The 25298-nt window shown below is 72.9% G+C and carries 26 protein-coding genes and 1 pseudogene; 18 read left to right on the forward strand and 9 right to left on the reverse strand.

The features are described from left to right. Positions 1 to 22: 22 nt before the first annotated feature. Positions 23 to 1525 (reverse strand): SCO1417 family MocR-like transcription factor, encoded by a 1503-nt coding sequence (locus ACTWQC_RS02440; RefSeq protein ID WP_443313797.1) that lies wholly within the window; start codon positions 1523 to 1525, stop codon positions 23 to 25. Between the two features lie 48 nt (positions 1526 to 1573). On the opposite strand from ACTWQC_RS02440, the gene yczE reads away from it, so the two are divergent. The 4 genes from yczE (at position 1574) to ACTWQC_RS02460 (ending at position 5320) form a co-directional block, all read left to right on the forward strand. Beyond that, positions 1574 to 2386 carry a membrane protein YczE gene (gene yczE / locus ACTWQC_RS02445; RefSeq protein ID WP_443313923.1) on the forward strand — a complete coding sequence of 271 codons (813 nt, stop codon included), beginning with the start codon at positions 1574 to 1576 and terminating at the stop codon, positions 2384 to 2386. After that, positions 2383 to 3144, forward strand: a complete 762-nt coding sequence (locus tag ACTWQC_RS02450) for a glycerophosphodiester phosphodiesterase (protein ID WP_443313798.1) — start codon at positions 2383 to 2385, stop codon at positions 3142 to 3144. Before yczE ends, ACTWQC_RS02450 begins: the two co-directional genes overlap by 4 nt. Before the next feature lie 78 nt (positions 3145 to 3222). Beyond that, a complete protein-coding gene (locus ACTWQC_RS02455; RefSeq protein WP_443313924.1) occupies positions 3223 to 4611 on the forward strand; it encodes an MFS transporter in 1389 nt (462 codons plus the stop codon). Positions 4612 to 4945: 334 nt separating this feature from the next. Beyond that, the gene (locus tag ACTWQC_RS02460; RefSeq protein WP_055472566.1) at positions 4946 to 5320 is read left to right on the forward strand and encodes an RNA polymerase-binding protein RbpA; all 375 of its coding nucleotides are present in this window, start codon (positions 4946 to 4948) and stop codon (positions 5318 to 5320) included. 52 nt (positions 5321 to 5372) lie between these two features. Here the strand turns inward: ACTWQC_RS02460 and fxsA are convergent, their stop codons facing one another. Then, the gene (gene fxsA, locus ACTWQC_RS02465; protein ID WP_443313799.1) at positions 5373 to 5990 is read right to left on the reverse strand and encodes an FxsA family membrane protein; all 618 of its coding nucleotides are present in this window, start codon (positions 5988 to 5990) and stop codon (positions 5373 to 5375) included. 118 nt (positions 5991 to 6108) lie between these two features. Between fxsA and ACTWQC_RS02470 the strand changes: the two genes are divergently transcribed. From ACTWQC_RS02470 to ACTWQC_RS02505, 8 genes are read left to right on the forward strand one after another with little or no spacing between them, the layout of a single operon-like run. Next, positions 6109 to 6354, forward strand: coding sequence for a WhiB family transcriptional regulator (locus ACTWQC_RS02470; RefSeq protein WP_443313800.1), 246 nt, complete (start codon positions 6109 to 6111; stop codon positions 6352 to 6354). A gap of 35 nt (positions 6355 to 6389) precedes the next feature. Further along, positions 6390 to 6566 (forward strand): hypothetical protein, encoded by a 177-nt coding sequence (locus ACTWQC_RS02475; protein WP_443313801.1) that lies wholly within the window; start codon positions 6390 to 6392, stop codon positions 6564 to 6566. After that, positions 6563 to 7027: an MrpF/PhaF family protein gene (locus ACTWQC_RS02480; protein WP_443313802.1), complete on the forward strand. Its 465-nt coding sequence runs from the start codon at positions 6563 to 6565 to the stop codon at positions 7025 to 7027. Before ACTWQC_RS02475 ends, ACTWQC_RS02480 begins: the two co-directional genes overlap by 4 nt. Next, the gene (locus tag ACTWQC_RS02485; protein WP_443313803.1) at positions 7020 to 7292 is read left to right on the forward strand and encodes a Na(+)/H(+) antiporter subunit B; all 273 of its coding nucleotides are present in this window, start codon (positions 7020 to 7022) and stop codon (positions 7290 to 7292) included. Before ACTWQC_RS02480 ends, ACTWQC_RS02485 begins: the two co-directional genes overlap by 8 nt. Further along, positions 7289 to 8056 (forward strand): MnhB domain-containing protein, encoded by a 768-nt coding sequence (locus ACTWQC_RS02490; protein WP_443313804.1) that lies wholly within the window; start codon positions 7289 to 7291, stop codon positions 8054 to 8056. Before ACTWQC_RS02485 ends, ACTWQC_RS02490 begins: the two co-directional genes overlap by 4 nt. After that, positions 8053 to 8397: a sodium:proton antiporter gene (locus tag ACTWQC_RS02495; RefSeq protein WP_443313805.1), complete on the forward strand. Its 345-nt coding sequence runs from the start codon at positions 8053 to 8055 to the stop codon at positions 8395 to 8397. The genes ACTWQC_RS02490 and ACTWQC_RS02495 overlap by 4 nt, the downstream gene beginning before the upstream one ends. A 4-nt stretch (positions 8398 to 8401) precedes the next feature. Then, complete coding sequence (locus ACTWQC_RS02500) at positions 8402 to 10231, forward strand: complex I subunit 5 family protein (protein ID WP_443313806.1); 1830 nt, start codon at positions 8402 to 8404, stop codon at positions 10229 to 10231. Positions 10232 to 10289: 58 nt separating this feature from the next. Then, positions 10290 to 10553, forward strand: a complete 264-nt coding sequence (locus ACTWQC_RS02505) for a hypothetical protein (protein WP_443313807.1) — start codon at positions 10290 to 10292, stop codon at positions 10551 to 10553. Between the two features lie 32 nt (positions 10554 to 10585). On the opposite strand, the gene ACTWQC_RS02510 is transcribed toward ACTWQC_RS02505, so the two are convergent. The 5 genes from ACTWQC_RS02510 to ACTWQC_RS02530 all read right to left on the reverse strand — a co-directional run bounded on the left by ACTWQC_RS02510 (position 10586) and on the right by ACTWQC_RS02530 (position 16582). Continuing rightward, positions 10586 to 11356: a polyprenol monophosphomannose synthase gene (locus ACTWQC_RS02510; protein WP_443313808.1), complete on the reverse strand. Its 771-nt coding sequence runs from the start codon at positions 11354 to 11356 to the stop codon at positions 10586 to 10588. Continuing rightward, complete coding sequence (gene lnt, locus ACTWQC_RS02515; RefSeq protein WP_443313925.1) at positions 11353 to 12945, reverse strand: apolipoprotein N-acyltransferase; 1593 nt, start codon at positions 12943 to 12945, stop codon at positions 11353 to 11355. Before lnt ends, ACTWQC_RS02510 begins: the two co-directional genes overlap by 4 nt. A 937-nt stretch (positions 12946 to 13882) precedes the next feature. Continuing rightward, positions 13883 to 15514 (reverse strand): amidohydrolase, encoded by a 1632-nt coding sequence (locus ACTWQC_RS02520; RefSeq protein WP_443313809.1) that lies wholly within the window; start codon positions 15512 to 15514, stop codon positions 13883 to 13885. Between the two features lie 77 nt (positions 15515 to 15591). Beyond that, complete coding sequence (locus ACTWQC_RS02525) at positions 15592 to 16032, reverse strand: Lrp/AsnC family transcriptional regulator (RefSeq protein WP_443313810.1); 441 nt, start codon at positions 16030 to 16032, stop codon at positions 15592 to 15594. Positions 16033 to 16123: 91 nt separating this feature from the next. Then, on the reverse strand, positions 16124 to 16582 hold the full coding sequence (locus tag ACTWQC_RS02530; RefSeq protein WP_443313926.1) for a DinB family protein: 459 nt from the start codon (positions 16580 to 16582) through the stop codon (positions 16124 to 16126). 402 nt (positions 16583 to 16984) lie between these two features. Between ACTWQC_RS02530 and ACTWQC_RS02535 the strand changes: the two genes are divergently transcribed. Further along, the gene (locus ACTWQC_RS02535; RefSeq protein WP_443313811.1) at positions 16985 to 17425 is read left to right on the forward strand and encodes a hypothetical protein; all 441 of its coding nucleotides are present in this window, start codon (positions 16985 to 16987) and stop codon (positions 17423 to 17425) included. 248 nt (positions 17426 to 17673) lie between these two features. On the opposite strand, the gene ACTWQC_RS02540 is transcribed toward ACTWQC_RS02535, so the two are convergent. Next, positions 17674 to 18639 (reverse strand): endonuclease/exonuclease/phosphatase family protein, encoded by a 966-nt coding sequence (locus ACTWQC_RS02540; RefSeq protein WP_443313812.1) that lies wholly within the window; start codon positions 18637 to 18639, stop codon positions 17674 to 17676. Between the two features lie 270 nt (positions 18640 to 18909). On the opposite strand from ACTWQC_RS02540, the gene ACTWQC_RS02545 reads away from it, so the two are divergent. Continuing rightward, positions 18910 to 20304 carry a nucleobase:cation symporter-2 family protein gene (locus tag ACTWQC_RS02545; protein ID WP_443313813.1) on the forward strand — a complete coding sequence of 465 codons (1395 nt, stop codon included), beginning with the start codon at positions 18910 to 18912 and terminating at the stop codon, positions 20302 to 20304. Between the two features lie 187 nt (positions 20305 to 20491). Continuing rightward, positions 20492 to 20884, forward strand: coding sequence for a hypothetical protein (locus ACTWQC_RS02550; RefSeq protein WP_443313814.1), 393 nt, complete (start codon positions 20492 to 20494; stop codon positions 20882 to 20884). A 90-nt stretch (positions 20885 to 20974) separates the two neighbouring features. Here ACTWQC_RS02550 and ACTWQC_RS02555 read toward each other — a convergent pair whose 3' ends face one another. Next, a complete protein-coding gene (locus ACTWQC_RS02555) occupies positions 20975 to 22147 on the reverse strand; it encodes an acyl-CoA dehydrogenase family protein (protein WP_443313815.1) in 1173 nt (390 codons plus the stop codon). 340 nt (positions 22148 to 22487) lie between these two features. On the opposite strand from ACTWQC_RS02555, the gene ACTWQC_RS02560 reads away from it, so the two are divergent. From ACTWQC_RS02560 to dhaM, 3 genes and pseudogenes are all read left to right on the forward strand, one after another. Beyond that, the gene (locus tag ACTWQC_RS02560) at positions 22488 to 23735 is read left to right on the forward strand and encodes a glycoside hydrolase family 18 protein (RefSeq protein ID WP_443313816.1); all 1248 of its coding nucleotides are present in this window, start codon (positions 22488 to 22490) and stop codon (positions 23733 to 23735) included. Positions 23736 to 23970: 235 nt separating this feature from the next. Continuing rightward, a pseudogene (gene dhaL, locus ACTWQC_RS02565) lies at positions 23971 to 24615 on the forward strand (dihydroxyacetone kinase subunit DhaL); the annotation flags it as partial. 252 nt (positions 24616 to 24867) lie between these two features. Next, complete coding sequence (gene dhaM / locus ACTWQC_RS02570) at positions 24868 to 25260, forward strand: dihydroxyacetone kinase phosphoryl donor subunit DhaM (protein ID WP_443313927.1); 393 nt, start codon at positions 24868 to 24870, stop codon at positions 25258 to 25260. Positions 25261 to 25298: the final 38 nt, after the last annotated feature.

Genomic DNA, 25298 nt, shown 5'->3' on the forward strand with positions numbered 1-25298 from the left:
TGGACGAGTCGGCGGCGGCCCGTCAGGCCACCAGGCTGCGCGGGGTGTCGGCCGCCGCGGGTGCGCCGGTCTCGACGAGGTGGGCCGCGGCCGCCAGGCGGGTGGCCGCGGTTTCCGCGAGCGCGCCGCCGACCGTGAACGGCAGCCGTACGAAGCCCTCGAAGGCCCCGTCGACGCCGAACCGCGGCCCCGACGGCACCCGTACGCCGAGCCGCTCGCCCGCCTCCGCGATCCGCGAGCCGGACAGGCCGCCGGTGCGGACCCAGAGCGTGAGGCCGCCGCTGGGGACGGTGAACTCCCACCCCGGCACGTGCCGCCCGAGGGCGGCGACCAGGTCGTCGCGGTTCTCACGCGCCTGGGTGCGGCGGATGTCGCCCGCCGCGTCCCAGCCGCCGTCGCCCAGCAGCCAGGTGACGGCGAGCTGTTCGACGACGGGAGAGCCGAGGTCGGTGTAGGCGCGGGCGGCGACGAGGCTGCGGATGACGTCGGGGGCCGCGCGGACCCATCCGATGCGCAGTCCGGCCCAGAAGGCCTTGCTTGCGGACCCGACCGTCACGACCGTGCTGCCCGCGGGGTCGAACGCCGAGACCGGCGGCGGCAGTTCGGCCTCCGGGTCGTGGCGCAGCTCGGACATCGTCTCGTCGACGACCAGGACGGTGCCGGCGGCGCGCGCGGCCGCCACCATCGCCCGCCGCTGGTCCTCGCTCGCCAGAGCGCCGGTGGGGTTGTGGAAGTCGGCCATCACGTACGCCATGCGCGGCGCGGCGTCCCGCAGCACTTGCCGCCAGACCGGGATGTCCCAGCCGGTGAGCCCGTCGGCCATGGCGACCGGTACGAGCCGGGCCCCGGCGTCGCGCATCAGCTGCAGCACGTTGGCGTACGACGGCGACTCGACGGCGACGCGCTCACCGCGGGCCGCGAAGAGATGACAGATAGCGGCGACGGCGCCCATGGCGCCGGTGGTCACCATGATCTGCTCGGGCATGGTCGCGATTCCGCGGGCGGTGTAGCGGTCAGCGAGGGCCTGGCGCAGGTCGGGGAGTCCTGCCGGATAGTCGCCGTGGGTGTGGGCGTACGGCGGGAGCCCTTCGAGGGCGCCCTGGAAGGCCTTGGTGAGCCAGGGCTCGGGGGCGGGCAGCGCCGCGCAGCCGAGGTCGATCATCGAACCGGCCGCCTCGGGCGGGAGCGGGTCGAGGCCGCGGGTGGGCAGCGGGCTGCCCGCGGGAACGGCGGTCCAACTGCCTGCTCCGCGCCGCGATTCGAGGAACCCCTCGCCGCGCAGGGCCTCGTACGCGGATGCCACGGTCGTACGGCTGAGGGCGAGCGCGGCGGCGAGCTCGCGCTCGGCCGGGAGCCGGGCCGCCACCGGGACCCGGCCCTCGAGGACGAGCAGGCGCACCCCGTCGGCGAGCGCGCGGTAGGCGGGCAACCTGCGGCCGGCCGCGGTCTCACGCGCGGCCGCGCTCTGGGACCGGAGCAGCCGGGCGAGCTGGGCGGCACCCACCGCCGAAGTCCACTGACCCATCTTTCCAGTCCACCTTCCCCGGATTGGCCATGGAAGCAGTCCATTCTCCTGCCACAGGGTGGCACGAGCCAGGCCACTTTCACCACCGGGGAGGGAACTTTGTCCGGATCGGGCGGATGGAGCGGATGGAGTGGATCACACGGAGACGGAGGACCAGGCGAACGGGGAGGGCCGGGCAGGCGGGGAGGACCGCACGAGCCGGGACGGTCGTCGCGCAGGCTCACCCGGCGCCTCGTCCAGCTGTACGCCGGTCTGGTGCTGTACGGCGCGAGCGCGGCGTTGCAGGTGCGCGCGGGCCTCGGCCTCGACCCCTGGGACGTGTTCCACCAGGGGGTTTCGGAGCACTCCGGGCTGTCGATCGGCGTGGTGTCGATCATCGTCGGCGCGGCCGTCCTGCTGCTGTGGGTCCCGTTGCGCCAGTGCCCCGGGCTCGGCACGGTGTCGAACGTCGTGGTGGTCGGCCTCGCGATGGACGCGACCCTGGCGGTCGTTCCGGCTCCTCACGGCCTGGGCCTGCAAGTCCCGCTGCTGGCCGCCTCGATCGTGCTGAACGGCATCGCGACCGGTCTCTACATCTCGGCGCGCTTCGGACCAGGGCCGCGCGACGGCCTGATGACCGGCCTGAACCGGCGAACAGGCCGCTCGATACGACTCGTACGGACCGGGATCGAGGTGTCGGTGCTCGCGACGGGCTTCGTCCTCGGCGGCTCCGTGGGGGTGGGCACCGTGGCGTACGCGCTGGCGATCGGGCCGCTCTCGCAGCTCTTCCTGCGGGTGTTCGCGATTTCGCTGCCGGACGGCCCGCGTTCACTTGTGGTGGCTCACGGCGGTCCCGCGGAGGACGCCATACTGCCGCGGTGACTCCACTGCACCCCTTCCTCGAGCATCCGGCCACGCTCGCCTTCGCCCACCGGGGCGGGGCCGCGGACGGCTTGGAGAACACCGCGGCCGCCTTCCGGCGCGCGATCGGCGCCGGCTACCGCTACCTGGAGACCGATGTCCACGCCACGTCGGACGGCACGCTGGTCGCCTTCCACGACCCGGCCCTGGACCGGGTCACCGACGCGAGCGGGCGGATCGCGGAGCTGCCGTGGTCGGAGGTGCGGCACGCGCGCGTGGCCGGGTCGGAACCTGTGCCGCTCTTCGAGGAACTGCTCGAGTGCTTCCCCGAGGCGCGCTGGAACGTGGACATCAAGGCGGAGGCAGCCCTCGTACCCCTGGTGGAGCTGATCGGGCGGACCGGCGCGTGGGACAGGGTGTGCATCGGTTCGTTCTCGGAGGGCCGGGTGACCCGCGCTCTGAAGCTGGCCGGACCGCGGTTGGCGACCTCGTACGGCACCCGGGGCGTCGTGGGCCTGCGGCTGCGGTCGTACGGCCTGCCGGCCCGCGTGCGGCGCACCGCGGTCGCGGTGCAGGTGCCGGAGCGCCAGTCCGGGATACGGGTCGTGGACCGCGCGTTCGTACGGGCCGCGCACGCGCGCGGGCTGCAGGTGCACGTGTGGACGGTGAACGACGCGGACCGGATGACCTCGCTCCTCGACCTCGGAGTGGATGGCATCATGACCGACCACATCGACACGCTGCGCACGGTGCTGACCGCCCGCGGGGCCTGGGCCTGACCATGCCCCTTCCCCCCGGCTCGTCGCCGGTGAGCCCTGGACCGCGGCGACGGGGACGACGAGGGGGCCCGCATGGGCATGGAAACCGCGAGCGGGCCGGCAGCCGGGACCGCGGCCGAAAAGGCCGCCGAGCGGCGGCGGGAACAGCGCGGCTGGTACGTCTACGACTGGGCGGTTTCGGTCTATTCGACGAGCGTGCTCACCGTCTTCGTGGGCCCGTATCTGACGGAGATCGCCAAGGCGGCCGCGGACGCGGACGGATATGTGCACCCGCTGGGGCTGCCGGTGCGGGCGGGGTCCTTCTTCGCCTACGCGGTGTCGGCGTCGATCCTGCTGGCCGTGCTGGTCATGCCCCTGGTGGGGGCGGTCGCGGACCGTACGGGCCGCAAGAAGCCGCTGCTGGCGGCCGCCGCGTATCTGGGGGCGGGGGCGACGGCGGGGCTGTTCTTCCTCGAAGGGGAGCGCTATCTGCTGGGCGGGGCTCTGCTGATCGTGGCGAACGCCTCCCTCTCCGTGTCGATGGTGCTCTACAACGCGTTCCTGCCGCAGATCGCCGAGCCGGACGAGCGGGACACGGTCTCCTCGCGCGGCTGGGCGCTCGGATACGCCTCGGGAGCCCTGGTGTTGATCGCCAACCTGGTCCTGTACTCGGGGCACGAGAGCTTCGGGGTGTCGGAGGGGACGGCGGTGCGGATCTGCCTGGCGGCGGCCGGGCTGTGGTGGGGCGCGTTCGCGGTCGTGCCGCTGCGGAGGCTGCGGGACCGGGGAGTGCCGCGCGGCGCGGACGGGCGCCCGGACGGAGGCCCGGACGGGGCGGGCTCGCTGGGCGGCGGGTGGCGGCAACTCCGGGCGACCCTGCGGGACATGCGCCGCTACCCGCTGACGCTGATGTTCCTGCTCGCGTATCTCGTCTACAACGACGGGGTGCAGACGGTGATTTCACAGGCGTCCGTATACGGCTCGGAGGAGCTCGGGCTCGACCAGACGACGCTGATCACGGCGATCCTGCTGGTGCAGGTACTGGCCGTGGCGGGGGCTCTGGGCATGGGCCGGCTGGCCCGGCGCTACGGCGCGAAGCGCACCATCCTCGGTTCGCTGGCGGCGTGGACGCTGACGATCGGCACGGGCTACTTCCTGCCGGCGGGGGCGCCCGTATGGTTCTTCGTGCTCGCGGCGGCGATCGGGATGGTGCTGGGCGGCAGCCAGGCGCTGTCGCGGTCGCTGTTCTCGCAGCTGGTGCCGCGCGGCAAGGAGGCGGAGTACTTCTCGGCGTACGAGCTGAGCGACCGCGGGACGAGTTGGCTCGGGCCGCTGGTGTTCGGCCTGACCTACCAGCTGACCGGCAGCTACCGGGACGCGATCATCTCGCTGGTGCTGTTCTTCGCGGTGGGATTCGGGCTGCTCGCGCGGGTGCCGGTGCGCCGGGCGGTGGCGGCCGCGGGCAATCCCGTACCGGAGCGGATCTAGGCGAGAGGCGGGCCGGACGCGGGCCTGACGCTGGGGCGGAGGAAGGCCGGTCCAGGCGGGAATTCCGGCCGGATTTCGGGTCCACGCCCGAAGGACGGTAGTGTACGCCCTTGACTCACCGGATGGACCGTTACTGCTCGCTAAAGAGGCGAAAACGCTGGGTGACATCTGCTGCCAGATGTGACAAACCGGGCGCTGGTGGGTACAACAAGGGGCGGCACGACGGGCGACGCATGACCCGCAACGGGAATCTTAACCGCCGACCGGACGTTGCACCGGATGACGACGACAGCGACACCTGTCCTGTGGGCGACAAGCCCGGGAGGCACGATTCATGAGTGAGCGAGCTCTCCGCGGCACGCGCCTCGTGGTGACCAGCTACGAGACCGACCGCGGCATCGATCTGGCCCCGCGCCAGGCGGTGGAGTACGCATGCCCGAACGGCCATCGATTCGAGATGCCGTTCTCGGTAGAGGCGGAAATCCCGCCGGAGTGGGAGTGCAGGGCGTGCGGCGCCCAGGCACTTCTGGTGGATGGCGAGGGCCCTGAGGAGAAGAAGGGCAAGCCCGCGCGTACGCACTGGGACATGCTCATGGAGCGGCGCACCCGCGAGGAGCTCGAGGAGGTGCTGGCCGAGAGGCTGGCGGTCCTGCGCTCCGGCGCCATGAACATCGCCGTGCATCCGCGGGACAACCGCAAGTCCGCGTAAGCGCTCCCGGCGCGCGCGGCCTTCTTCATGCTCTCAACAAGCCCAAGGTGCCTCAGCCCGTGAGCGGCGGGCGGGGTCCGTCGTCGCGGGGCGGCTCGCCGCCTGGCCGGTCCTCGTGGACGACCTCGCCCTGGACGACCTTCCCGTCGGGGTGGTGGATACGGGACTGGGCGGCCTGCTGGTAGGCGTGGCCGAACGGGCCGGACTCCGCCGCGAGCCGCATCCGGCGCTCCAGCGACCGCTCCAGGAGGCGGCGGAGCAGCGCCCGCGTCGGCGGGAAGATGCAGAGCAGCCCCGCCGCGTCCGAGATCAGCCCCGGCATCATCAGCAGCAGCCCGCCGATCATCGGCAGGGTGTTGCCGCTGCTCTCGGCGCTCGCCGCCGTCTCGTCGAGCGGTCGCCCCGACGCCGCCGCGGCCTGCGCCGCCTGGACGTTCGCGGTCAGCCCGCGCCAGGCCCTGCGCCCGGCGCGCTTGATCACGTAACCGCCGAGCACCGCCCCGGCGACGAGCAGCACCAGGACGGTGAACCCGCCGAAGGCGCGGCCCACGACCGTCAGCAGCCAGATCTCCAGCACCAGCCAGGCGGCCACGCCCAGCGGGAGGAACATGCGGGCGCGCGAGCGCCGGGGGCGGGTGGGCGGTGGCTGGTTCGGCAGGCCGGTCGTCATGTCTCCCAGTGTGCATTGACCCGGGTCCCACGGGTACGCGGGCTGCGGACTTCGACCTGTGCGACAACGCGTAAGGAAACCAAGGCGCCCGCGCGCGGGCGCGGAAGGAGTGGCCCCCATGAACTGGCGTCAGAGCGCCGCCTGCCGTGACGAGGACCCGGAACTCTTCTTCCCCATCGGCGTCTCAGGCCCCGCCACGACTCAGCAGGCCGAGTCGGCGAAGGCCGTCTGCGGACGTTGCCGGGTGCGGAAGCACTGCCTGGAGTGGGCGCTGGAGCACCACCAGGACTCCGGCATCTGGGGCGGTCTCGACGAGAGCGAGCGGCGTTCGATGAGCCGCCGTACCGCCCGGGCGCGGCGCTGACCACCGGCGACCCGCAGCGCCTACGCTCCCGGCTCATGAGGGGTCTGTCGGAGATCTTGCTGTGGTGGGCCGGGCTGACCGGGCTCTGGCTGGTCCTGGTGTCGGCGGTCGACCCGCTCGAAGCGGCCGTGGGCGCGGCCGCGGCGCTCGTGGCCGCGGTCGCCGCACACGCCGCGCGCCGGGCGGCGGAGCGGCGAGCGGAGCGGCGATGAGCTCCTCCGACGGCTGGCTGGCAGCGGCGCTCGCCCCTCTCGCCGCCCTCGTACCCGCCCTGTGGCGGATCTCCCGGGGCTCACCGCGCGACCGGCTCGTCGCCCAGAATCTGACCTCGCTGCTGGGGGCGATGACGCTGCTCCTCGCCGCGCGCGGTTTCGGCCGCCCCGCGTATCTGGATCTCGCCCTGGTGCTGTCCGTCCTCGGACCCACGGGAAGCCTGGTGTTCGCGCGCTTCCTCGGCGGCCTGCCCGGCTCACGGCTGGTGCGCTGGACGGCGGTGGCCGGGGTCCCCGCGACCGTCGTACCGCTGTGCGTGGCCACCGGTCCCGGCAGGGAGATGGCGAAGCTGCTGGTGATCGGTGCCCTGCTGACCGCGGGCGGCCTGGTCACGAGCGCGGGAACCGGGGAACTGGGACCCGGGGCCGCGACGCCGGACGCGAGGGCCGCTCATGACTGACGTGCTCATCGCAGGGGCGCTGCTCCTGGTGGCCGCCGCGGCGACGGCCGCCGTCCTCAACCGCGACCCCGCCCGCCAGGCGCTGGTGCTGTCCTTCCTCGGCCTCTCCCTGGCCCTGCTCTTCACCTTCGTGCAGGCGCCGGACGTCGCCCTCTCCCAGCTGGCCGTCGGCTCCGCCCTGACCCCGCTGATGATCCTGCTGACCGTACGGAAAGTGAAGCGCGGCCCGAGGGGCGGCCCGCGGGACGGGAACGGGGACCGGTGAGCCGGCGGGGCCGCGCCGGACTCTTCGTCGCGTCCGCGGCCGTGGTCGCGGCGCTGTTCGTACTCGCCTGCCTCGACCTGCCGCCGTTCGGTGGCGACGACCATCCGTACGGCGACCGGTCCGTGCGGGCGGCGCTGCGGCGGCACACCGCCAACACCGTGGCGTCCGTCAACTTCGACCAGCGGTCGCTGGACACGCTCGGCGAGCAGACGATCCTGTTCTCCGCCGTGCTGGGAACGTCGGTGCTGCTGCGGCGGACCGCCGGCGAGCGGCGCCGCACCGCGCCGGAGCCCGCTCAGGTGCCGGCGGACATCCGCCGGTTCGGCCTGATGCTGCTGCCGGTCACGCTGCTCGTCGGGCTGTACATCGTCGCGCACGGCCCACTGAGCCCGGGCGGCGGCTTCCAGGGCGGCATCGTGGTGGCCACGGCGCTGCACCTGCTCTACATCGCCGACGACTACCGGGCCCTGGAGCGCATCCGCCCGGTCGGGCTGTACGAGGTCGGGGACGCGGCCGCCGAAGCCGCGTACGTGATCACGGGGCTGGCTGCCGTGCTCGCCGGATCCGCGTTCCTGGCGAACGTCCTGCCGCTGGGCACGTTCAACACCCTCTCCTCCGGCGGCACGGTGACCCTGCTGAACGCCGCCGTGGGCATGGAGGTGGCCTGCGGAGTGGTCGTCCTGCTCGCCCGCTTCCTCGACCAGGCCGTGGTGATCGCCGGCCCGGCGCACGCGGAGGAGCGCCCGGGAAAGGAGGACGCGTGAGCGTGCTGCCGTATCTGGTCGCCTGCTGGGTCTTCCTGCTCGGCGTGTACGGCCTGGTGACCAGCCGCGACCTGATTCACGCGGTGGGGTGCCTGGCCGTCACCCAGTCCTCGACGTATGTGCTGCTGCTGGCCGTGGGCTACCGCGACGGCGGCACGGCCCCGGTCTTCTCGGACGTCCCGAGGAACGCCCGGACCGTCGACCCGGTCGTGCAGGCGCTCACCCTCACCGATGTCGTCGTGGGCGCGACCGTGACCGCGCTGCTGCTGGCGCTGGTCGTCCAGCTCCGCAAGCGCCACGGGACCGTGGACCCCGACGAGTTGTCGGAACTGAAGGGGTGACCGGTTGACCGCCGCGACCCTCCTGCCGCTGACCGTGGCCGTGCCCCTGCTGGGCGCGGCCGTGCTGGTCGCCGTGGGCAGGCGGCTGCCGCGCATCGCCTCCGACGCGGTCGGCTGCGCGGTCGCGGTCGGCACGGCGGCCGTGGCCGTCACGGCGCTCGCCGAGGTCGCGGCAGGCGATCCGTACGCCGTCGACTGGGTGGGCGGCTGGCGCCCGGACGACGGCGGCTCCGGTGTCGGCATCGTCCTCGTCGGCGACCCGATGGGGCTCGGCCTCGCGGTGCTCATCTCGCTCCTCGTCGTTGCCGTACTCGTCTACTCCTGGCGGTACTTCGACGAGCCGCCGCGCGGCCACGCCGGTTCCTTCCCCGCGCTGATCCTGCTCTTCCAGGCCGGGATGTGCGGCTTCTGCCTCACCGGCGACCTGTTCAACGCCTTCGTCTTCTTCGAGCTGATGGGCGTCGTCGCCTACGCGCTGACCGGCTACCGCGTCGAGGAGCCCCGGCCGCTCCAGGGCGCGCTGGCCTTCGGCGTCGTCGGCTCCCTCGGTGGATACGCGATGCTGCTCGGCATCGGGATGCTGTACGCGCGGACGGGCGAGCTGGGGCTCGCCCAGATCGGCCGGCGGCTCGGCCCGGGCGATCCGGACGCCCTGGTGCTCGCGGCCTTCGTGCTGGTCACGGCCGGGATGCTGATCAAAGCGGCGGCGGTCCCGTTCCACTTCTGGCTCCCGGACGCGCACGCGGAGGCGCCGACGCCGGTGTGCCTGCTGTTGTCGGGCGTGATGGTGGAGCTGGGCGTGTACGGCGCGGCGCGGGTGTACTGGACCGTCTTCGCCGGAACGGGCGGCATCCCGGCCTCCGCCGTCACCCGCACCCTGATCGCCGTCGGCGTCGTGACGGCGCTGCTCGGTGCGGCGATGTGCTGGCAACAGCGGCATCTGAAGCGGCTGCTGGCCTTCTCCACGGTGGCGCACACCGGGCTCTTCCTGATCGGGGTGGCCGTGCTGTCGCCGGAGGGCGCGTCCGGGACGGCGCTGTACGTCCTGGGGCACGCGGGCGTGAAGGCCGCCCTGTTCGCCTGCACCGGGATCCTGCTGGACCGGTACGCCTCCGTGGACGAGCACGAGCTGTACGGCCGTGCTCGCGAACTGCGCCTGACCGGGGCCCTGTTCCTGCTCGGCAGCCTGGCCCTGGCCGGGCTGCCGCCCTTCGGCACCGCCCTGGGCAAGGCGGTTGCGGAGGAGGCCGCCGGGCACGAGGCGCACTGGCTCGTCGCCGTCTTCGTGCTGGTGTCCGCGGTGACCGGCGGCGCGGTCCTGCGCGCCGGTCTGCGGGTCTTCGGCGGCGCGGGGCCGCGGCCGGGCGAGGAGCCGGAGGGCGTCGAGGAGACGCCTGGCGATGAGGAGCCGGAGACCACCGCGCCCCTCGGCCGGATCCCCGACACCATGCTCGCGGTGCCCTCGGCGCTGCTGGCCGGAGCGCTCGCCGTGGGCCTCGTCCCCACTCTCGCGGCGGGCGCCGGGCGCGCCGGGGAGCTCTTCGCGGGCCACGAAACCTATGAACGGGCCGTGCTGGACGGCCTCACCGCACCTCCGGTGACCGTCACCGCCCCGCACTGGACGGCCGCCGGAGTGCTCCTCGGGCTGCTCTCGGTGCTGCTCGCCTGCGTCCTGGCCGTCCTGGGCGTGCGGCGGCCGTCCCCGGGGCGCACGGCGGCGCTGCTCGCACCCGTACGACGGCTGCAGTCCGGGCACATCGGCGACTACGTGGCCTGGGCGGTGGCCGGTCTTGCCCTGCTGGCGGTGCTCGCGGCGCCCGGGGTGATGGGATGAGCGTCCGCGGGTACCCGGCCGTTCACGCAGAATCCCCACGGGGAGTGAGGATGGAGGCATGAGCGAGCGTTCACCGGACTCCGGCGAGCACGGCCGCGGTGTCCCCCGGGACATGCCGGACCAGCAGGCGGGCGGGGCCAAGGCCCCCGACCAGTGGTATGCGGAGGAGGAGCAGGGCGAGAACGAGGACGAGGAGTTCCTGGAGGAGGAAGAGGGCGAGGAGCTGCCCGACACGGACGAGGCCGGTACGGGACCGCGGGGCTCGCCGCAGACGGAGGAGGCCGAACCGGGCCGCCCGCCGCCGGCCGAACCGACGGACTGACGACCCGGGATCCCGGTGCGGAGGCGGCGGGCTCAGCGCGAGGACTTGCGGCCCAGGAGGCGGTTCACCCGGGAGCCCACGCCCCAGGCGGTGACCCGCCACAGCGCCTCCGCCACGATGTCGCGGCTCATCTTGCTGTCGCCGAACTCGCGGTCGATGAAGGTGATGGGCACCTCGACGATGTGGAACCCGGCCTTGACCGCCCGCCAGGCCAGGTCGACCTGGAAGCAGTAGCCCTGGGAGGCGACCGCGTCCATGCCGAGGCCCTCGAGGGTCTCCTTGCGGAACGCCCGGAAGCCGCCCGTGACATCGCGGATCGGCACATCGAGCAGCAGGCGCGAGTACAGACTGCCGCCGCGGGAGATGAACTCGCGCGACTTGGGCCAGTTGACCACCCGGCCGCCGGGGACCCAGCGGGACCCGAGCACGAGGTCAGCGCCCTTGAGCGCGGTCAGCAGCCGCGGCAGCTCCTCGGGCTGGTGCGAGCCGTCGGCGTCCATCTCGACGAGTACGCCGTAGCCGTGCTCGATGCCCCAGCGGAAGCCCGCGAGATAGGCCGCGCCCAGGCCCTCCTTGCCCCTGCGGTGCAGTACGTGGACCTGGCCGTCCTCGGCCGCGAGCTCGTCGGCGAGCTTGCCGGTGCCGTCCGGGCTGTTGTCGTCGGCGACGAGGACGTGCGCCTCGGGCACGGCGGTCCGCACCCGGCCGACGATCGGCTTGATGTTCTCGGCCTCGTTGTAGGTCGGAATGATCACCAAGACGCTGCCGAGAGGACCGTACTGCCTCTGCCCGCCGTCGTTCACTGCTGCCCCTTCTCGTCCGTAACTCCCCGTTCCCGTCCCCGCCGGCCGAGCACGATCGCGGCGGCGCAGGACAGAAGGCCCACCATAGCGAGCGCCCACTCAGGGCCGGCGCCGACGCGGTCTGCGACGGTCGTGTCGTCACGCAATGGGAGGCGCGCGGTGAGCACGTCGCGGGTGAATTCCCCGGCGCGCTGCTCGATGGTGCCGTCGGGCGCCACGATGGCGCTGATCCCGCTGGTGGCGGCGGTGACGACGGCGCGGCCGTGCTCGACGGCGCGCAGCTTGGACATGGCCAGCTGCTGCTCGGGCTGCCCGGTGCGGCCGTAGGTGGCGTTGTTCGTCTGTACGACGAGGGCGCGGGCACGGTCGTTCACCGTGTCACGGACGATCTCGTCGTAGGCGATCTCGAAGCAGATGACGTCGCCGAGCCGGGCCGGGCCGGTCTGCAGTACACCGCTGTGATCGCCGGGGTAGAAGTCGCGCGGCACCCGCTGCAGCCGCGAGATCACCTTGCTCAGCTGGTCGCGGAAGGGCACGTACTCGCCGAACGGCACCGGGTGCTGCTTGGTGTACGAGGCGCCCGGGCCGGACTCCGGGTCCCAGACGATGCCCTGGTTCTCGACGTAGCCCTCCTCGGTGGGGTGGTCCACGAGGGCGCCGACGAGGACGGGCACGCCGATCGCCCTGACGGCCTCGTCGATCCGCGCATGCGCCTCCGGGGACTGGAACGGGTCCAGGTCGGAGGCGTTCTCAGGCCAGATCACCAGGTCGGGCTTCTGCGCGCGGCCCGCCTTCACGTCCTCGGCGAGGTCGAGGGTCGCGTCGACGTGGTTGTTGAGGATCTTCATGGGGCGGCCCAGGAAGTCCATGCCGGCCTGCTGGACGTTGCCCTGGACGACGGCGATGTTCACATGGTCGTCGGCGGCGGTCGGGACCGGCACGGCGTATCCGGCGGCACCGACCGCCACGGCGAGGGCTGCGGCCGTGGCGGCGGGGAGCGCGGCCCGTGCGGTCCGCGGGGCGCGGCGCAGCCGCCAGGTGGCGAGCGCAGCAGCGGCGAGCAGGGTGCCGCTCAGCGCGACGGCGAAGGTGACGAGCGGGGCGCCGCCGAGCGCGGCGAGCGGGGTGAAGGGCGAGCCGGTGTTCGCGAACGCCAGGCGGCCCCAGGGGAATCCGCCGAACGGAACGCGGTCGCGGGCCCACTCCTCGGCCACCCACAGGCTCGCGGCCCACAGCGGCCACAGCGGCAGCCGGGAGGTGAGCGCGAGGCCCGCGCCCAGCGCGGCGAGGAAGGCCCCCTCGGCGACGGAGAGGCCGAACACCGCGTCGTAGCCGACCACATGGAGCCAGCGGAGCAGCACGAAGAAGAAGGGCAGGCCGAGGGCGAACCCGGTCCAGGCTCCCTGGCGGGCCGTCCTGCCGTGGGTGAGCAGGCTCAGCGCGGCGACCGCGAGCAGGGACAGCGGCCAGACGTCGTACGGCGGGAAGGCGGCGGCGAGGGCGATGCCGGCCGCTGCAGCGAGGCCGGTACGGGGCGCCTCGCGGCGGGCGAGCCGGTACGCGCGCGTGGGGCGGCCCGGCCGCGCCACGGCACCCGCGCCGCCCCGCGCGGCCTCCGGCCCTGCGGGCTCGGAGGGCTCCGCGGCCTGGGCGTGTGCGGCCTTCTCGTCACCGTCGGCGGGGCGGCCCGCGGGGCTCGAGGTCTCTCGGGTCGCTCCAGGGAGATCCGCTTCGCGGTTGGCACGGGGTGCTTCCCCGGCGGGGTTCGCGGCGGTGGTGTGGGGGCCCGGTGACACGGTCGCGGCCTTCCTGCAGGTCGAGCGAAGTCGTGAAGCGACCGTACATCGCGAAGGCGGGGATATGGACCCCGGTCCTCACCCAGGCCGGCGGAGGCTCCGCTTTCCCTTACCGGGCCCCGCGCCCCTGCGCTCCCCGCCCACCCGGCCCTTTTGGGACGGGGGAAGACTCCGTAAGGACCGGGGGAAATCCCCGCCCGTGGTCAGCCGGGGGGAGGCCGACGCACGGTCGGCAGACGGGAGCGAAAGGAGGCGGGAGCGAAAGCAGGCGGCAGCGAGAGACTGCCACCGCGCCTCGAAGATGGCCGACCGCGCCGGAGGCGATCGGCGGATCGGGGCCCGGCGCCCTTCGGGCCGACCTGGGACCCGCTGGCTGCGGGTCTACCGAAAGCCGTTGTCTACTGGACGTCCGGGCCCCACCCGGGTCACACCAGCCGGCCGGCCGGAACCTTCCTTCGCCCCCGTGGCGCGGGCGCTGGACCTGGCTCCCAGTGGTGGCGCACCGTGCGGCGCGCCACCCCATGGCCCAGCGGCGTTCGGCGACTGTGTGGAGATTCCCCGGTCGGACGTCCTGTGGTGGACTCGGCCGAACCTACCGGCCGCCGCCCGCGGTCTGTCAACAGCCGTTTGACCTGCGCAAATTTGACGATGCAGCAGGTCAGTGGGAAAGATCCGCAGGTGGCGCGACAGGCCCCGGGCGCGGCGTTCCGCTGTGCGCCACCCCGGTACGTCACTCGTTCGGCCGTGCGTAGACCGTGTGTCCGCCCACAACGGTGCGCAGGGCCCGCGGGAGGTCGCCGCCGGGGGTCAGGTCGGGCAGTCCCGGCGTGCCCGAGCGCGGGTCGGTCGACCAGCGGGCGACCCGCTCGTCCGGCGCCTGGACGACGAGTTCACCGGTCCGCCAGACCGCGTAGTCGGCCGGAGCGCCCGGCACGAGCGCACCCGCGTCGTCGCGGCCGACGGCCCGCCAGCCGCCGCGCGTGTGGGCGGTGAAGGCGGCGCGCGCCGAGATGCGGTGGTCGAGGGTCCGGTGGAAGGCCGCGGCGCGCACCGTGCCCCACGGGTCGAGGGGTGTGACCGGGCTGTCCGAGCCGAGCGCGAGCGGCACGCCGGCGCGCAGCAGGGCCGCGTACGGGTTGAGGGTGCGGGCCCGCTCGGCGCCGAGCCGCCGGGCGTACATCCCCTCCTCGCCGCCCCACGCGGCGTCGAACGCGGGCTGGACGGACGCGGTGAGCCCCAGCTCGGCGAAACCTGCGACGGTCTCCGGCGTGAGCATCTCGGCGTGCTCGACGCGGTGGCGCGCGGCACGGATCCTGGCGAGCCCGAGCCGCTCGGCAGCCGCCCGTACGCCCTCGACGACGGTCGCGACGGCGGCGTCCCCGATGGCGTGGAAGCCCGCCTGGAGCCCGGCCTCGGTGCAGGCCGTGACGTGGGCCGCGACGGCGGCGGCGTCGAGGTAGGCGCTGCCGGTGTGGTCCGCGTCGGCGTACGGCTCGTGGAGGCAGGCGGTGTGGGAGCCGAGCGCGCCGTCGACGAAGAGGTCCCCGGCCGCGCCGATCGCGCCGAGGTCGCGGATGCGGTCGGCGTCCTTGGCCCCGGTGACCTGCTCGGCCCAGTAGCCGAAGACCCGGGGGCCCTGCTCCTCGGTGGTGAGGGCGAGCAGCGCGGTGAGGTCGTCCTCGCCCGAGATGTCGGGCCCCGCGCACTCGTGGACTGCGCCGATGCCGAGGGATGCGGCGTGCCGGAGGGCGGCGCGCTGGGCCTCGGCGCGCTGCTGCAGGGTGAGGGCGGCGTGGGCGGTACGGCGTACGGCGTGGTGGGCGTCGCCGGTGAGCGGCGCGTCGGGGTGTCCCGCGAGCCCGGGAACGAGCTCGAGGAGCGCACTGGTCACGACGGCCGAGTGGACGTCCACGCGGGTGAGGTAGAGGGGCCGTCCGCCCGCAGCCTCGTCCAGCTCCGCCCGGGACGGGGGCCGCTGCTCGGGCCAGCGGGTGGCGTCCCAGCCATGGCCGAGCAGGACGCGGTCACCGGGGCGGGCGGCGGCGTGGGCACGGACGCGGCCGAGGACCTCGGGGAGCGTCCGGGCACCGGAGAGGTCCAGGCCGGTGAGGGCGAGGCCGGTCGCGGTGGTGTGGACGTGCGCGTCGGTGAAGGCGGGGGTGACGAGGGCACCGTCGAGCCGTACGACCTCGTCCACGCCGTCCGCGAAGGCGTCCGCGGCTCCTTCGGAGCCGACCCAGGCGACCTGGCCGCGCTCGACGACCATGGCGGTGGCGAAGGGGTCGGCGGGGCTGTGGACGGTGCCTCCGCGCAGCAGCACGGTGCGGCCTTCGGCCTGGACTGGGGCGGAGTCATTCAGCATGATCTCAGTGTCGCCCGTCGGCGGAGCCGCCCCGCTCCTGGGGGGCCGATGCTCGCGGAGTCGTCCCGCGCCCGGGGTCAGATGCGCGGCGGCCGGGCCTCGTACGGCGTGGACAGCACGACCGTCGTACGGGTGGACACCCCGGACTTGGAGCGGATCCGGGCCAGCAGGTTCTCCAGCTCGAGCGGTGTGGCGACGCGCACCTTGAGGATGTAGTTCTCGTCGCCCGCGACACTGTGGCACGCCTCGATCTCGGGCACGTCGGCCAGCCGGTCCGCAATGTCGTCGGGGGCGCTCGGGTCGAAGGGCTTGACCGAGATGAAGGCGGTGAGCGGCAGGCCGACGGCCTCGGGGTCGACGACGGCCGCGTAGCCGCGGATGATGCCGCGCTGCTCCAGGCGGCGGACGCGCTGATGCACTGCCGAGGTGGACAGGCCGGTGGCCTTGCCCAGATCGGTGTAGCTCATGCGCCCGTCCTTGACGAGCAGTTCCACGATTTGCCGGTCCAGTTCCTCCACAGCGCAAGAACCTACAGTGACCTGGGGCCCTTGGCACACCTGAGATGGGGGCCCGGCGGTCGCCACGGGTCGGCGGCGAGGCGGCGCCGGGTCAGACCCCGACGGTCCCGTCGATTCCCTCGCGCAGGAAGTCGGCGTGCCCGTTGTGCCGGGCGTATTCGTGCATCAGGTGCAGCATCACCAGTCGCAGCGACACGTCCTCGCCCCCCTTGGGCTCGTAGCCGGTCACGTCGAGCGACTCCGCCTCCCGCTCGATACGGCGCGCGTGCTCGACCTCCGTCTGCCAGGCGTCGAAGGCCTCCGACCGCGTGGCCGCACTCGCGTCGTACGCCGCCTGGAAGTCGCGCTCGTCCGACCACACGAGCGGGATGTCCTCCCCGTTGATCACCCGGCGGAACCACGCGCGCTCCACCTCGGCCATGTGCCGCACCAGGCCGAGGAGCGAGAGCGTCGAGGGCGGCATCGACCGGCGGCGCAGATCCTCGTCGGAGAGGCCGTCGCACTTCATGGCGAGGGTGGCGCGGTGGTAGTCGAGGAAGGCGCGCAGCATTTCGCGCTCACCTGCGACCAGGGGCGGGCCGATCCGTTGGGCGGTCACTGCTGATTCCTTTCGACGGCTTCCCAGGGCTTCCGGGGCTCCCGCGGCTTCCACGCCTTTCCGTGCGTCTGTACGCCTTTCCGCGCGCTTCCACGCCTTTCCACGGCAACGATCTTTCCCCGGTCTCGGCCTCACCGCACTCGCCGGCCGGGAGCCGGGAGCCGAACTCGGCTGCAGACGCGACGAATTCACGGCTCACGGAGGGGGCACCTGCAAGCGGCATGTGACGAACACCACACACTCCGGAACCTGTCCGCGGGAGCGCCGCGATTACCCGCGGGGCTGTCAGGGAAATGCTTGCTGTGGTCGAGGCCGCAGCGCCTTTGTCGGCCCACCCGGAGGGGGAGTTACTCCATGCGTAACCTGAAGCGCCCTGGTCACAGCGACCGCACCCAGCCCGTGCCGGAGAGCACGGTTCTCGAGCCGGCAGGCCTCGAGGCGGTGGCGGACGACGGCGACGAGGACAGTACCGACGAAACCTACGAGATGTTCCGGGTGATCTGCCCGGACTGCGCGCGGCCGATCGCGCTGCTGGCGGACGAGGACGTACTGCCGGAGCACGCGCTGGTCCGTACGCCGTGGAATCCCTTCGGCCTCACGGTCTGCCCCGGCACGGGGCGCGGAGTCGCCGAGACGACGCCCGCCGACGCTTCGTTCGACGCGCACGAGCGGGACGCCGGGCTGCTGCTCACCCTCCCGGAGGGCCTGGACTGGCGCACGCAGCCGTTCTCACACGTGGGCGGGCCGGGATCGCGGCCGATCCAAGTACCCCAGTTTGAGCGTCGCGCGGCCTGACCGCGCGGCCTGACCACGCCGCCTGACCGCGGCTCGTTCCGCCGAGCCCGGCCTCGCCTGAGCCCGGCTCCCTGTCCGAGCTCGCCGAGCGGCTCCCGGGAACACCGTTCTCGTCGAGGAGAACCCCTCGAGCCGTCCCAGCCGCACGCGGCCGACCGCACCGAGCCGTTCGTACGCGAAGTCGCCGTCGAGCCCGACCGGACGTCGACGCCGCGAGAGCCGTGAGCACCGTGCTCACGATCCCCCGATCAGAACTCCAGCACCGCCTGCACCGGCAGGTGGTCGCTGGGGAACTGGCCGTGGGCGGAGAAGGTGTTGATGGCGGCGTAGGGGGTGCGGACGTCCGGCGAGGTGAGGATCCAGTCGATCCGGTCGCCGTCCGGGACCAGCGGCCGGTAGCCGTGGAAGGTCGCGTACTGCGGGCTGCGGCGCTCCGCCGTGTCCCAGGTGTCCACCAGGCTGCCGCCGCCGAGCATCGTGTCGTAGACGGGGTTGGCGTGGGCGGGGACGTTGAAGTCGCCGGTGACGATGCGGGGCAGGGCGGTGTCGAGCTGCCCGAGCCGCTCGGCGATCAGGGCCGCGGACCGTTCCCGCGCGTACTGGCCGCGGTGGTCGAAGTGCGTGTTGAGGGCGTAGAACTGGCCGCCCGTGCCCCGGTCCTCGAAGCGCACCCAGGTGACCATCCGCGTGATGGAGCCGCCCCAGGTGTTGGAAGCGATCACATACGGGGTGTCGGAGAGCCAGAAGTGGTCGTACTCGACCGGGGCGAGGCGGGCCCTGTCGTAGAAGACCGCCATGAACTCGCTGCGGCTTCCGCCCTCGCGGCCCGTGCCGATCCAGTCGTAGCGCGGGCCGAGGTCGGACTCGATGTCCCGCAGCTGCCCGTAGAGACCTTCCTGGGTGCCCAGCAGGTGGGGCGACTCGCGGTGCAGCAGCTCCCGCATCACGGGGCGGCGCTCCGCCCAGGAGTGGGGCCGAGTGTCGCCGGCGTAGCGGAGGTTGAAGGTCATGGTGCGCAACTGCCGGGCGCCGCCCCCGGACGCGGCCGCCGCGGACGCCGACGGCTTCTCGGACGCCGATGACTCCTCGGACACGTCCGGGCCCGCGGCCTGCGCCTGCGCCGCTGGTTCCGCATGGGCGGCGATCGGGAGTGCGAGGGCCGCTGCCGCCGCGGCCCTGATGCCGTGGCGGCGGGTGAACGGGGTTGCGGTCATGGCTTCTCCAGGGGTCCGGTCTCGGCCAGGATCGGTCACAGGAGAGTCTCAGACGGTCCCGTATGGCGGAAGTGACCTATAAGGGGCGGGTGTTGGAACGCCAGGCGGCGCAACGGCCCCGCGGTCTCCCGTGGTCTCCCGCGCGGTCCTACGGTACGGCCCGCGCCCCGTGGCACAAGAACGCGACACTCAGGGACTTCAACAAACTGTTCAAGCGGCCTACCGTGTCGGCACGCGATCCGCGCGTACCGCTTGTGTCGAGGAGTCCCCATGTCGACAACCGCTCACCGGTTCCTGCCACCCGGCTCCGCCCACCCCGTGGACGAGCTCCCGCCCGCCGCCCGGCTCGGCGCGTTCGGCCTGCAGCACGTGCTGGCCATGTACGCGGGCGCGGTGGCCGTACCGCTGATCGTGGGCGGCGCGATGAAGCTGCCGCCCGCGGATCTGGCGTATCTGATCAACGCGGATCTGCTGGTGTGCGGGATCGCCACGATTCTGCAGTGCGTGGGGTGGTGGCGGTTCGGCGTGCGGCTGCCGATCATGCAGGGCTGTACGTTCGCGGCCGTGTCGCCCATGGTGCTGATCGGCACCGGGGACGGCGGGCTGCCCGCGATCTACGGGTCCGTCATCGTCGCCGGTCTGGCGATGATCCTGCTCGCACCGGTCTTCGGGCGGCTGCTGCGCTTCTTCCCGCCCCTCGTGACCGGCACCGTGATCCTGATCATCGGCCTCTCGCTGCTGCCGGTCGCGGGCAACTGGGCGGCGGGCGGGTCCGGTTCGCCGGACCACGGCGCACCGAAGAACCTCGCGCTCGCGGCCGGAGTGCTCCTGGCCGTCCTCGCCGTGCAGCGCTTCGCGCCGGGCCTCCTCGGCCGGGTCGCGGTGCTGGCCGGCATCATCGCGGGCACCGCCGTCGCGGTCCCGCTTGGCTACAGCGGCTTCGACGGGGTCGGCAGCGCGGACTGGCTGGGCGTCAGCACGCCCTTCCACTTCGGCGCCCCGTCGTTCGAGGGCGCTGCGATCGTGTCGATGCTGGTGGTCGCGCTGGTCACCATGACCGAGACGACCGGCGACTTCATCGCGGTCGGCGAGATGACGGACCGCGGGGTCCAGCCGCGCCGGCTCGCGGACGGGCTGCGGGCGGACGGGCTCTCGACCGTGCTCGGCGGCGTCTTCAACACCTTTCCGTACACGGCCTACGCCCAGAACGTCGGCCTCGTCGGCATGACCCGGGTGCGCAGCCGGTGGGTCGTCGCGGCCGCGGGCGGCATGCTCGTCCTGCTGGGGCTGCTGCCCAAGCTGGGCGCGGTGGTGGCGGCGATCCCGGCGCCCGTGCTCGGCGGCGCGGGCCTGGTGATGTTCGGAACGGTGGCGGCGAGCGGGCTGCGGACGCTGGCGGGCGTCGACTTCCGGGACAACCACAACCTCACGGTGGTCGCGGTGTCGGTCGCCGTCGGACTGCTCCCGGTGGGAGTGCCGGACATCTATGCGCGGTTCCCCAACTGGTTCCAGACGGTGATGGACAGCGGCATCAGCGCGGGCTGCCTCACCGCGATCGCCCTGAACCTGCTCTTCAACCACCTCCCGGGCAGCCGGTCCGGGGCGCCCGGGGAGCGGACGGCCGAGACCTCGCCGGAGACGACCGGCGCCACGCCGCGCGGTTGAGGCCTGTCCCCTCCCTCACCCTTACAGCGGTACGGCCTCCCGCGGGCTCCTGCGCCGGTGTCAGGTGGCAGGCGCCGGGTCACCGCTCGGAGGCCGGGTTCTCATGAGGGGCGCGATCGGCCAACTCCCCCTAGTGTCCCGAAATGAGGGGGAAAGCCATCCTTGGGCTGAATGAAAGGGAAGACCCATGCCCCTATCCGTCCGGCGCACGCTTGCCGCCGTCGGCCTGGCCGTCGCAACCGCTGTCGTGCCGATGGCGGGTGCCGCCTACGCGGCCCCGAGCCACTCCGTCACCGCCGCCGTCCACGGCGACCACGCCAAGCCGAAGCACGAGCACAAGAAGAAGTGCAAGCACAGCAAGGACAAGAAGGACAAGAAGGACAGCAAGCACAGCAAGTCCAGCTACAAGCACGAGAAGTCCAGCCACAAGCATGAGAAGTCCGACTACAAGCACGACGACCGCGGCTACGGGAACGACTACGAGAAGAAGCACGACTATGACCACGATGACTACGACCTGTACGGGTTCGATCATCTGTTCAAGCTCTTCGACTACGACTGGCTGCGCTACATCTTCTAGACGCCTCTGACGTCGGAGATCTGCGACTGCGGTTCGCCATGGCGGTGGCCGGGTCCCCTCGGGGACCCGGCCACCGCCCGTGCCGCGCTTCTACTGGCTCTCCGGGCCCGCCAGATGACGGGCAACGACCATGCGCTGGATCTGGTTGGTCCCCTCCACGATCTGGAGCACCTTGGTCTCGCGCATATAGCGCTCCACCGGGAAGTCCGCGGTGTAGCCGTAGCCGCCGAGGAGTTGCACCGCGTCCGTCGTCACCCGCATGGCCGCGTCCGTGCAGAAGAGCTTGGCCATCGCCGCCTCCTTGGAGAAGGGCCGGCCCGCGTCCCGCAGCCGCGCCGCCGCGAGGTAGAGCGCCCGGCCCGCCTCGATCTGCGTCGCCATGTCGGCGAGCATGAAGCGCAGCCCCTGGAAGTCGGCGATCGGGCGGCCGAACTGCCGCCGCTCCCCCACGTACGCCAGCGCCTCGTCGAGGGCCGCCTGGGCCACGCCGACCGCGCAGGCGGCGATCCCGAGCCGGCCGGAGTCGAGCGCATCGAGAGCGATCGCGAAACCCTGGCCCTCGTCGCCGAGACGGCGCGCATCGGAGACCCGCACACCGTCGAAGTGCAGCTGCGCGGTGGGTGAGCCCTTCAGGCCCATCTTGCGCTCGGGCGCCGCAGCGGCCAGCCCGGGGGCGTCGCCGGGGACGAGGAACGCGGTGATGCCGCGGGCTCCCTCGCCACCCGTACGGGCGAGCACCGTGTAGAAGTCGGCGATGCCGCCGTGGGTGATCCAGGCCTTGGTGCCGTCGATGACCCAGTCGTCGCCGTCGCGCACCGCGCGCGTGCGCAGCGAGGCGGCGTCGGAGCCCGAAGCGGGCTCGGAGAGGCAGTACGCGCCGAGGAGCCCGCCGCCGAGCATGCCCGGCAGATGCTCGGCCCGCTGCTCCTTGGTGCCGAAGGCAGCCAGGGCGTGGCAGGCGAGCGTGTGGACGCTGACGCCGAGGCCGACGGTGAGGCGAGCCGTTGCGAGCTCTTCGAGGACCTGGAGGTAGACCTCGTACGGCTGGTCTCCGCCGCCGTACTCCTCGTCGTACGGGAGGGCGAGCAGCCCCGACTCGGACAGCAGCGAGAAGACCTCGCGGGGGAAGCGGCCCGCGTCCTCCTGCTCGGCGGCCTTCGGGGCGATCTCGCGCTGGGCGAGTTCGCGGACGAGGGCGAACAGGTCCCGGGCCTCCTCGGTGGGCAATTGGCGTTCCACCGGCTGTGGGGCGCGGTCGGGCATGGCGGCGCTCTCCTCCCTGTCGGGCGCTGCGGCGGTGCGCGCTCGGGGTGTGGCGGCGCCGCCGGGTGATCCTGCTCAGCCGATGCTGCCTTTCCGGGTTGCGGAACGGCCTGACCAGCGGCTGTGGCGCTGTGAGTATGCCCGATCGTCGGCCCTCCATCACAGGCGACCCGGAACTCGTGATCCCGGACGGATCCGGTGGCGGCCGCTCCAGGATTGGTCCGAACCATTGACGCAGTGGTCTAGTCCTTCTACGGTTCCGGGTCAACGGTCAACGCGTGCATGTCAACCCAGCATGCAGGCCCGGCCCGTCCTCACCCCACACCGAGGAGATCCCCCCATGCTCAGACCGCACCGTCGTCCCCCCACCCGTACGCGAGCGCTCATCGCGGCGCTCGCCGCCGCGTGTGCCGCGGTGCTCGCCGCGACGCTGCTGGCGGGCGCCGCCACCGCCGGCGAAACGAAGGCCCCCAAGAAGGCGGCCGCGGGCAACAAGGTGATCGGCTACTTCACCGAGTGGGGCGTCTACGACCGCAACTACCACGTCAAGAACGTCGAGACCTCGGGCTCCGCCGACAAGCTCACGCACATCAACTACGCCTTCGGCAACGTCCAGGGCGGCAAGTGCACGGTCGGCGAGTCCTTTCCCGCGTACGAGAAGTCGTACACCGCGGACCAGAGCGTCGATGGCGTCGCCGACACCTGGGACCAGCCGGTGCGCGGCAACTTCAACCAGCTGCGCAAGCTGAAGAAGCTGCACCCGAACCTCAAGGTGCTGTGGTCCTTCGGCGGCTGGACCTGGTCCAAGGGCTTCACGGAGGCCGCGCAGAACCCCACCGCCTTCGCCGAGTCCTGCTACCAGCTGGTCGAGGACCCGCGCTGGGCCGATGTCTTCGACGGCATCGACATCGACTGGGAGTACCCCAACGCCTGCGGCCTCAGCTGCGACACCAGCGGCAAGGACGCCTTCAAGAACCTGATGCAGGCCCTTCGGGCGAAGTTCGGCAACGACAACCTGGTCACCGCGGCGATCACCGCCGACGCCTCGTCCGGCGGCAAGATCGACGCGGCCGACTACGCGGGCGCCGCACAGTACGTCGACTGGTACAACCCGATGACGTACGACTTCTTCGGCGCCTGGGCGGCCCAGGGTCCGACCGCCCCGCACTCGCCGCTCACCTCGTACGACGGCATCCCGCAGGAGGGCTTCAACTCGGACGCCGCGATCAAGAAGCTCAAGGGGCTCGGCATCCCGTCGGAGAAGCTGCTGCTGGGCATCGGCTTCTACGGCCGCGGCTGGACCGGCGTGACGCAGAAGGAGCCCGGCGGCACCGCGAGCGGCCCCGCGCCCGGCAAGTACGAGCAGGGCATCGACGACTACAAGGAGCTCAAGACCAAGTGCCCGGCCAACGGTACGGTCGCGGGCACGGCGTACGCGCACTGCGGCAACCAGTGGTGGAGCTACGACACCCCGGAGACCATCGCCGGGAAGGTCGCCTACAAGAACGAGCAGAACCTCGGCGGCACGTTCTTCTGGGAGCTCAGTGGCGACACGAGCAACGGTGAGCTGATCAAGGCGCTCAGCTGACCGCTCCGAAAGCTCCGGCGGCTCCGAAAGCTCGGACGGCTCGGACCGCTCCGACCGCTCCGACCACTCGATGAGGAATCCGCCCGGTCCCCGCTCAGGGGCCGGGCGGATGCGATTCCGACCCTGAGGATCGTGACGTCGTCGTCCGAGGGAGCAGACTGGTGGCGGACGGTATGCGCCACTCCGGCGCACGCCGTACGCCCGCATCCGCTCCGAACCGAGGAGTCACCCGCTCATGACCGTGCCTCCGGAACCCGCCGCCGTCCTCGACACCGCCTTCTTCCGGCGCTGGCTGGACGGTGCCACGCAGGTGATCACGCAGGAAGCCGACCACCTCACCCAGCTCGACTCCGCCATCGGGGACGCGGACCACGGCGTCAATCTGCGGCGCGGCTTCACCTCGGCCTCCGCCGCCGTGGCCGCCGAGCCGTCGGCCTCACCGGGCGCACTGCTCAAGGCCTTCGGGACCCATCTCACCCGGACTGTCGGCGGCGCCTCCGGGCCGCTGTACGGCACGGTTCTGCGGCGGGCGGGGCGGGCGCTCGGCGACGCGGAGACCGTGAACCCCGAAGCGCTCGGCGAGGCCCTGGCCGAGGCGGTCGCCGGGGTGCGGCGGCTCGGTGACTCCGGTCCCGGAGACAAGACCATGGTCGACGCGCTGGCCCCGGCCGCCGAGGCGTACGCCGCCGAGCTGCGCGGCGGCGCGCAGGTGCGGGACGCCCTGGCGGCGGCCGCGCGAGCCGCGCGCGAGGGCGCGGAGGCGACGATTCCGATGCAGGCCCGCCGGGGCCGGGCCAGCTATCTCGGCGAGCGCAGCATCGGCCACAAGGACCCCGGGGCCGCGTCGTCGGCGCTGCTGATCACGGCGCTGTACGACGCGCTGGCCGGGGCGGAGCCGGAGCCGGCCGCGGCTCCCGCTCGCACTCCGGCGGCGGAGGGGGAAACGCCGGACAATCCCCGGGCGGGCCAAGGGCAGGCGCCGGACGCGGAGGCGCCGGACGCGGAGGCACGCGGGGCGGAGGAACGCGAGGCGGAGGCGGGTACGGGGGCGCCGGAGTCCGCGGGGCCGGTGACCGAGGAGGGCCCGGCCGAGGATGCGGGGAACGGCGGAGATGAGGGGCCGCGCGTCGGCGTGGTCCTGGTCTCGCACAGCCGCGAGGTGGCCGACTCCACCGCCGACATGGCCAAGGCCCTGGTCGGGACGGGCAATCCGGCCCCGATCGCCACGGCGGGCGGTGTCGAGGACGGCGGCATCGGCACCAGCGCCACGCTCGTCCGCGATGCGGTCAAGCGGGTGGACGGGGGCCGCGGCGTCGTGGTGCTCTGCGACATGGGCAGTGCCGTGCTGACGGTGAAGGCGCTGCTGGCGGAGACGGGGGAAGGGGCGCTGCCGGAGAACGTGCGGATCGCGGACACGCCGTTCGTAGAAGGCGCGGTGGCGGCATTGGTGACCGCCTCGACCGGGGCGGACGCCGACACGGTCATCTCCGCCACCGACGACGCCCGCGGCTACCGCAAGCTCTGACCCGCCACACCCGGCAGGGCCGAACTCCCGCAGCCGTC

Origin of the sequence: Streptomyces sp. 8N616 (assembly GCF_052246385.1) — a bacterium.
Taxonomy (GTDB): domain Bacteria; phylum Actinomycetota; class Actinomycetes; order Streptomycetales; family Streptomycetaceae; genus Streptomyces.

Bases quoted from the DNA above. Each gene is read 5' to 3' on its own strand.
- ACTWQC_RS02540 (WP_443313812.1), bottom strand. From the start codon at position 18,639: ATGACCGCAACCCCGTTCACCCGCCGCCACGGCATCAGGGCCGCGGCG.
- ACTWQC_RS02475 (WP_443313801.1), top strand. From the start codon at position 6,390: ATGAGGGGTCTGTCGGAGATCTTGCTGTGGTGGGCCGGGCTGACCGGG.
- ACTWQC_RS02440 (WP_443313797.1), bottom strand. From the start codon at position 1,525: ATGGGTCAGTGGACTTCGGCGGTGGGTGCCGCCCAGCTCGCCCGGCTG.
- ACTWQC_RS02455 (WP_443313924.1), top strand. From the start codon at position 3,223: ATGGAAACCGCGAGCGGGCCGGCAGCCGGGACCGCGGCCGAAAAGGCC.
- ACTWQC_RS02545 (WP_443313813.1), top strand. From the start codon at position 18,910: ATGTCGACAACCGCTCACCGGTTCCTGCCACCCGGCTCCGCCCACCCC.
- ACTWQC_RS02550 (WP_443313814.1), top strand. From the start codon at position 20,492: ATGCCCCTATCCGTCCGGCGCACGCTTGCCGCCGTCGGCCTGGCCGTC.
- ACTWQC_RS02480 (WP_443313802.1), top strand. From the start codon at position 6,563: ATGAGCTCCTCCGACGGCTGGCTGGCAGCGGCGCTCGCCCCTCTCGCC.
- ACTWQC_RS02560 (WP_443313816.1), top strand. From the start codon at position 22,488: ATGCTCAGACCGCACCGTCGTCCCCCCACCCGTACGCGAGCGCTCATC.
- ACTWQC_RS02460 (WP_055472566.1), top strand. From the start codon at position 4,946: ATGAGTGAGCGAGCTCTCCGCGGCACGCGCCTCGTGGTGACCAGCTAC.
- ACTWQC_RS02520 (WP_443313809.1), bottom strand. From the start codon at position 15,514: ATGCTGAATGACTCCGCCCCAGTCCAGGCCGAAGGCCGCACCGTGCTG.
- ACTWQC_RS02555 (WP_443313815.1), bottom strand. From the start codon at position 22,147: ATGCCCGACCGCGCCCCACAGCCGGTGGAACGCCAATTGCCCACCGAG.
- ACTWQC_RS02470 (WP_443313800.1), top strand. From the start codon at position 6,109: ATGAACTGGCGTCAGAGCGCCGCCTGCCGTGACGAGGACCCGGAACTC.
- ACTWQC_RS02530 (WP_443313926.1), bottom strand. From the start codon at position 16,582: ATGCTGCGCGCCTTCCTCGACTACCACCGCGCCACCCTCGCCATGAAG.
- ACTWQC_RS02535 (WP_443313811.1), top strand. From the start codon at position 16,985: ATGCGTAACCTGAAGCGCCCTGGTCACAGCGACCGCACCCAGCCCGTG.
- ACTWQC_RS02505 (WP_443313807.1), top strand. From the start codon at position 10,290: ATGAGCGAGCGTTCACCGGACTCCGGCGAGCACGGCCGCGGTGTCCCC.
- ACTWQC_RS02485 (WP_443313803.1), top strand. From the start codon at position 7,020: ATGACTGACGTGCTCATCGCAGGGGCGCTGCTCCTGGTGGCCGCCGCG.
- fxsA (WP_443313799.1), bottom strand. From the start codon at position 5,990: ATGACGACCGGCCTGCCGAACCAGCCACCGCCCACCCGCCCCCGGCGC.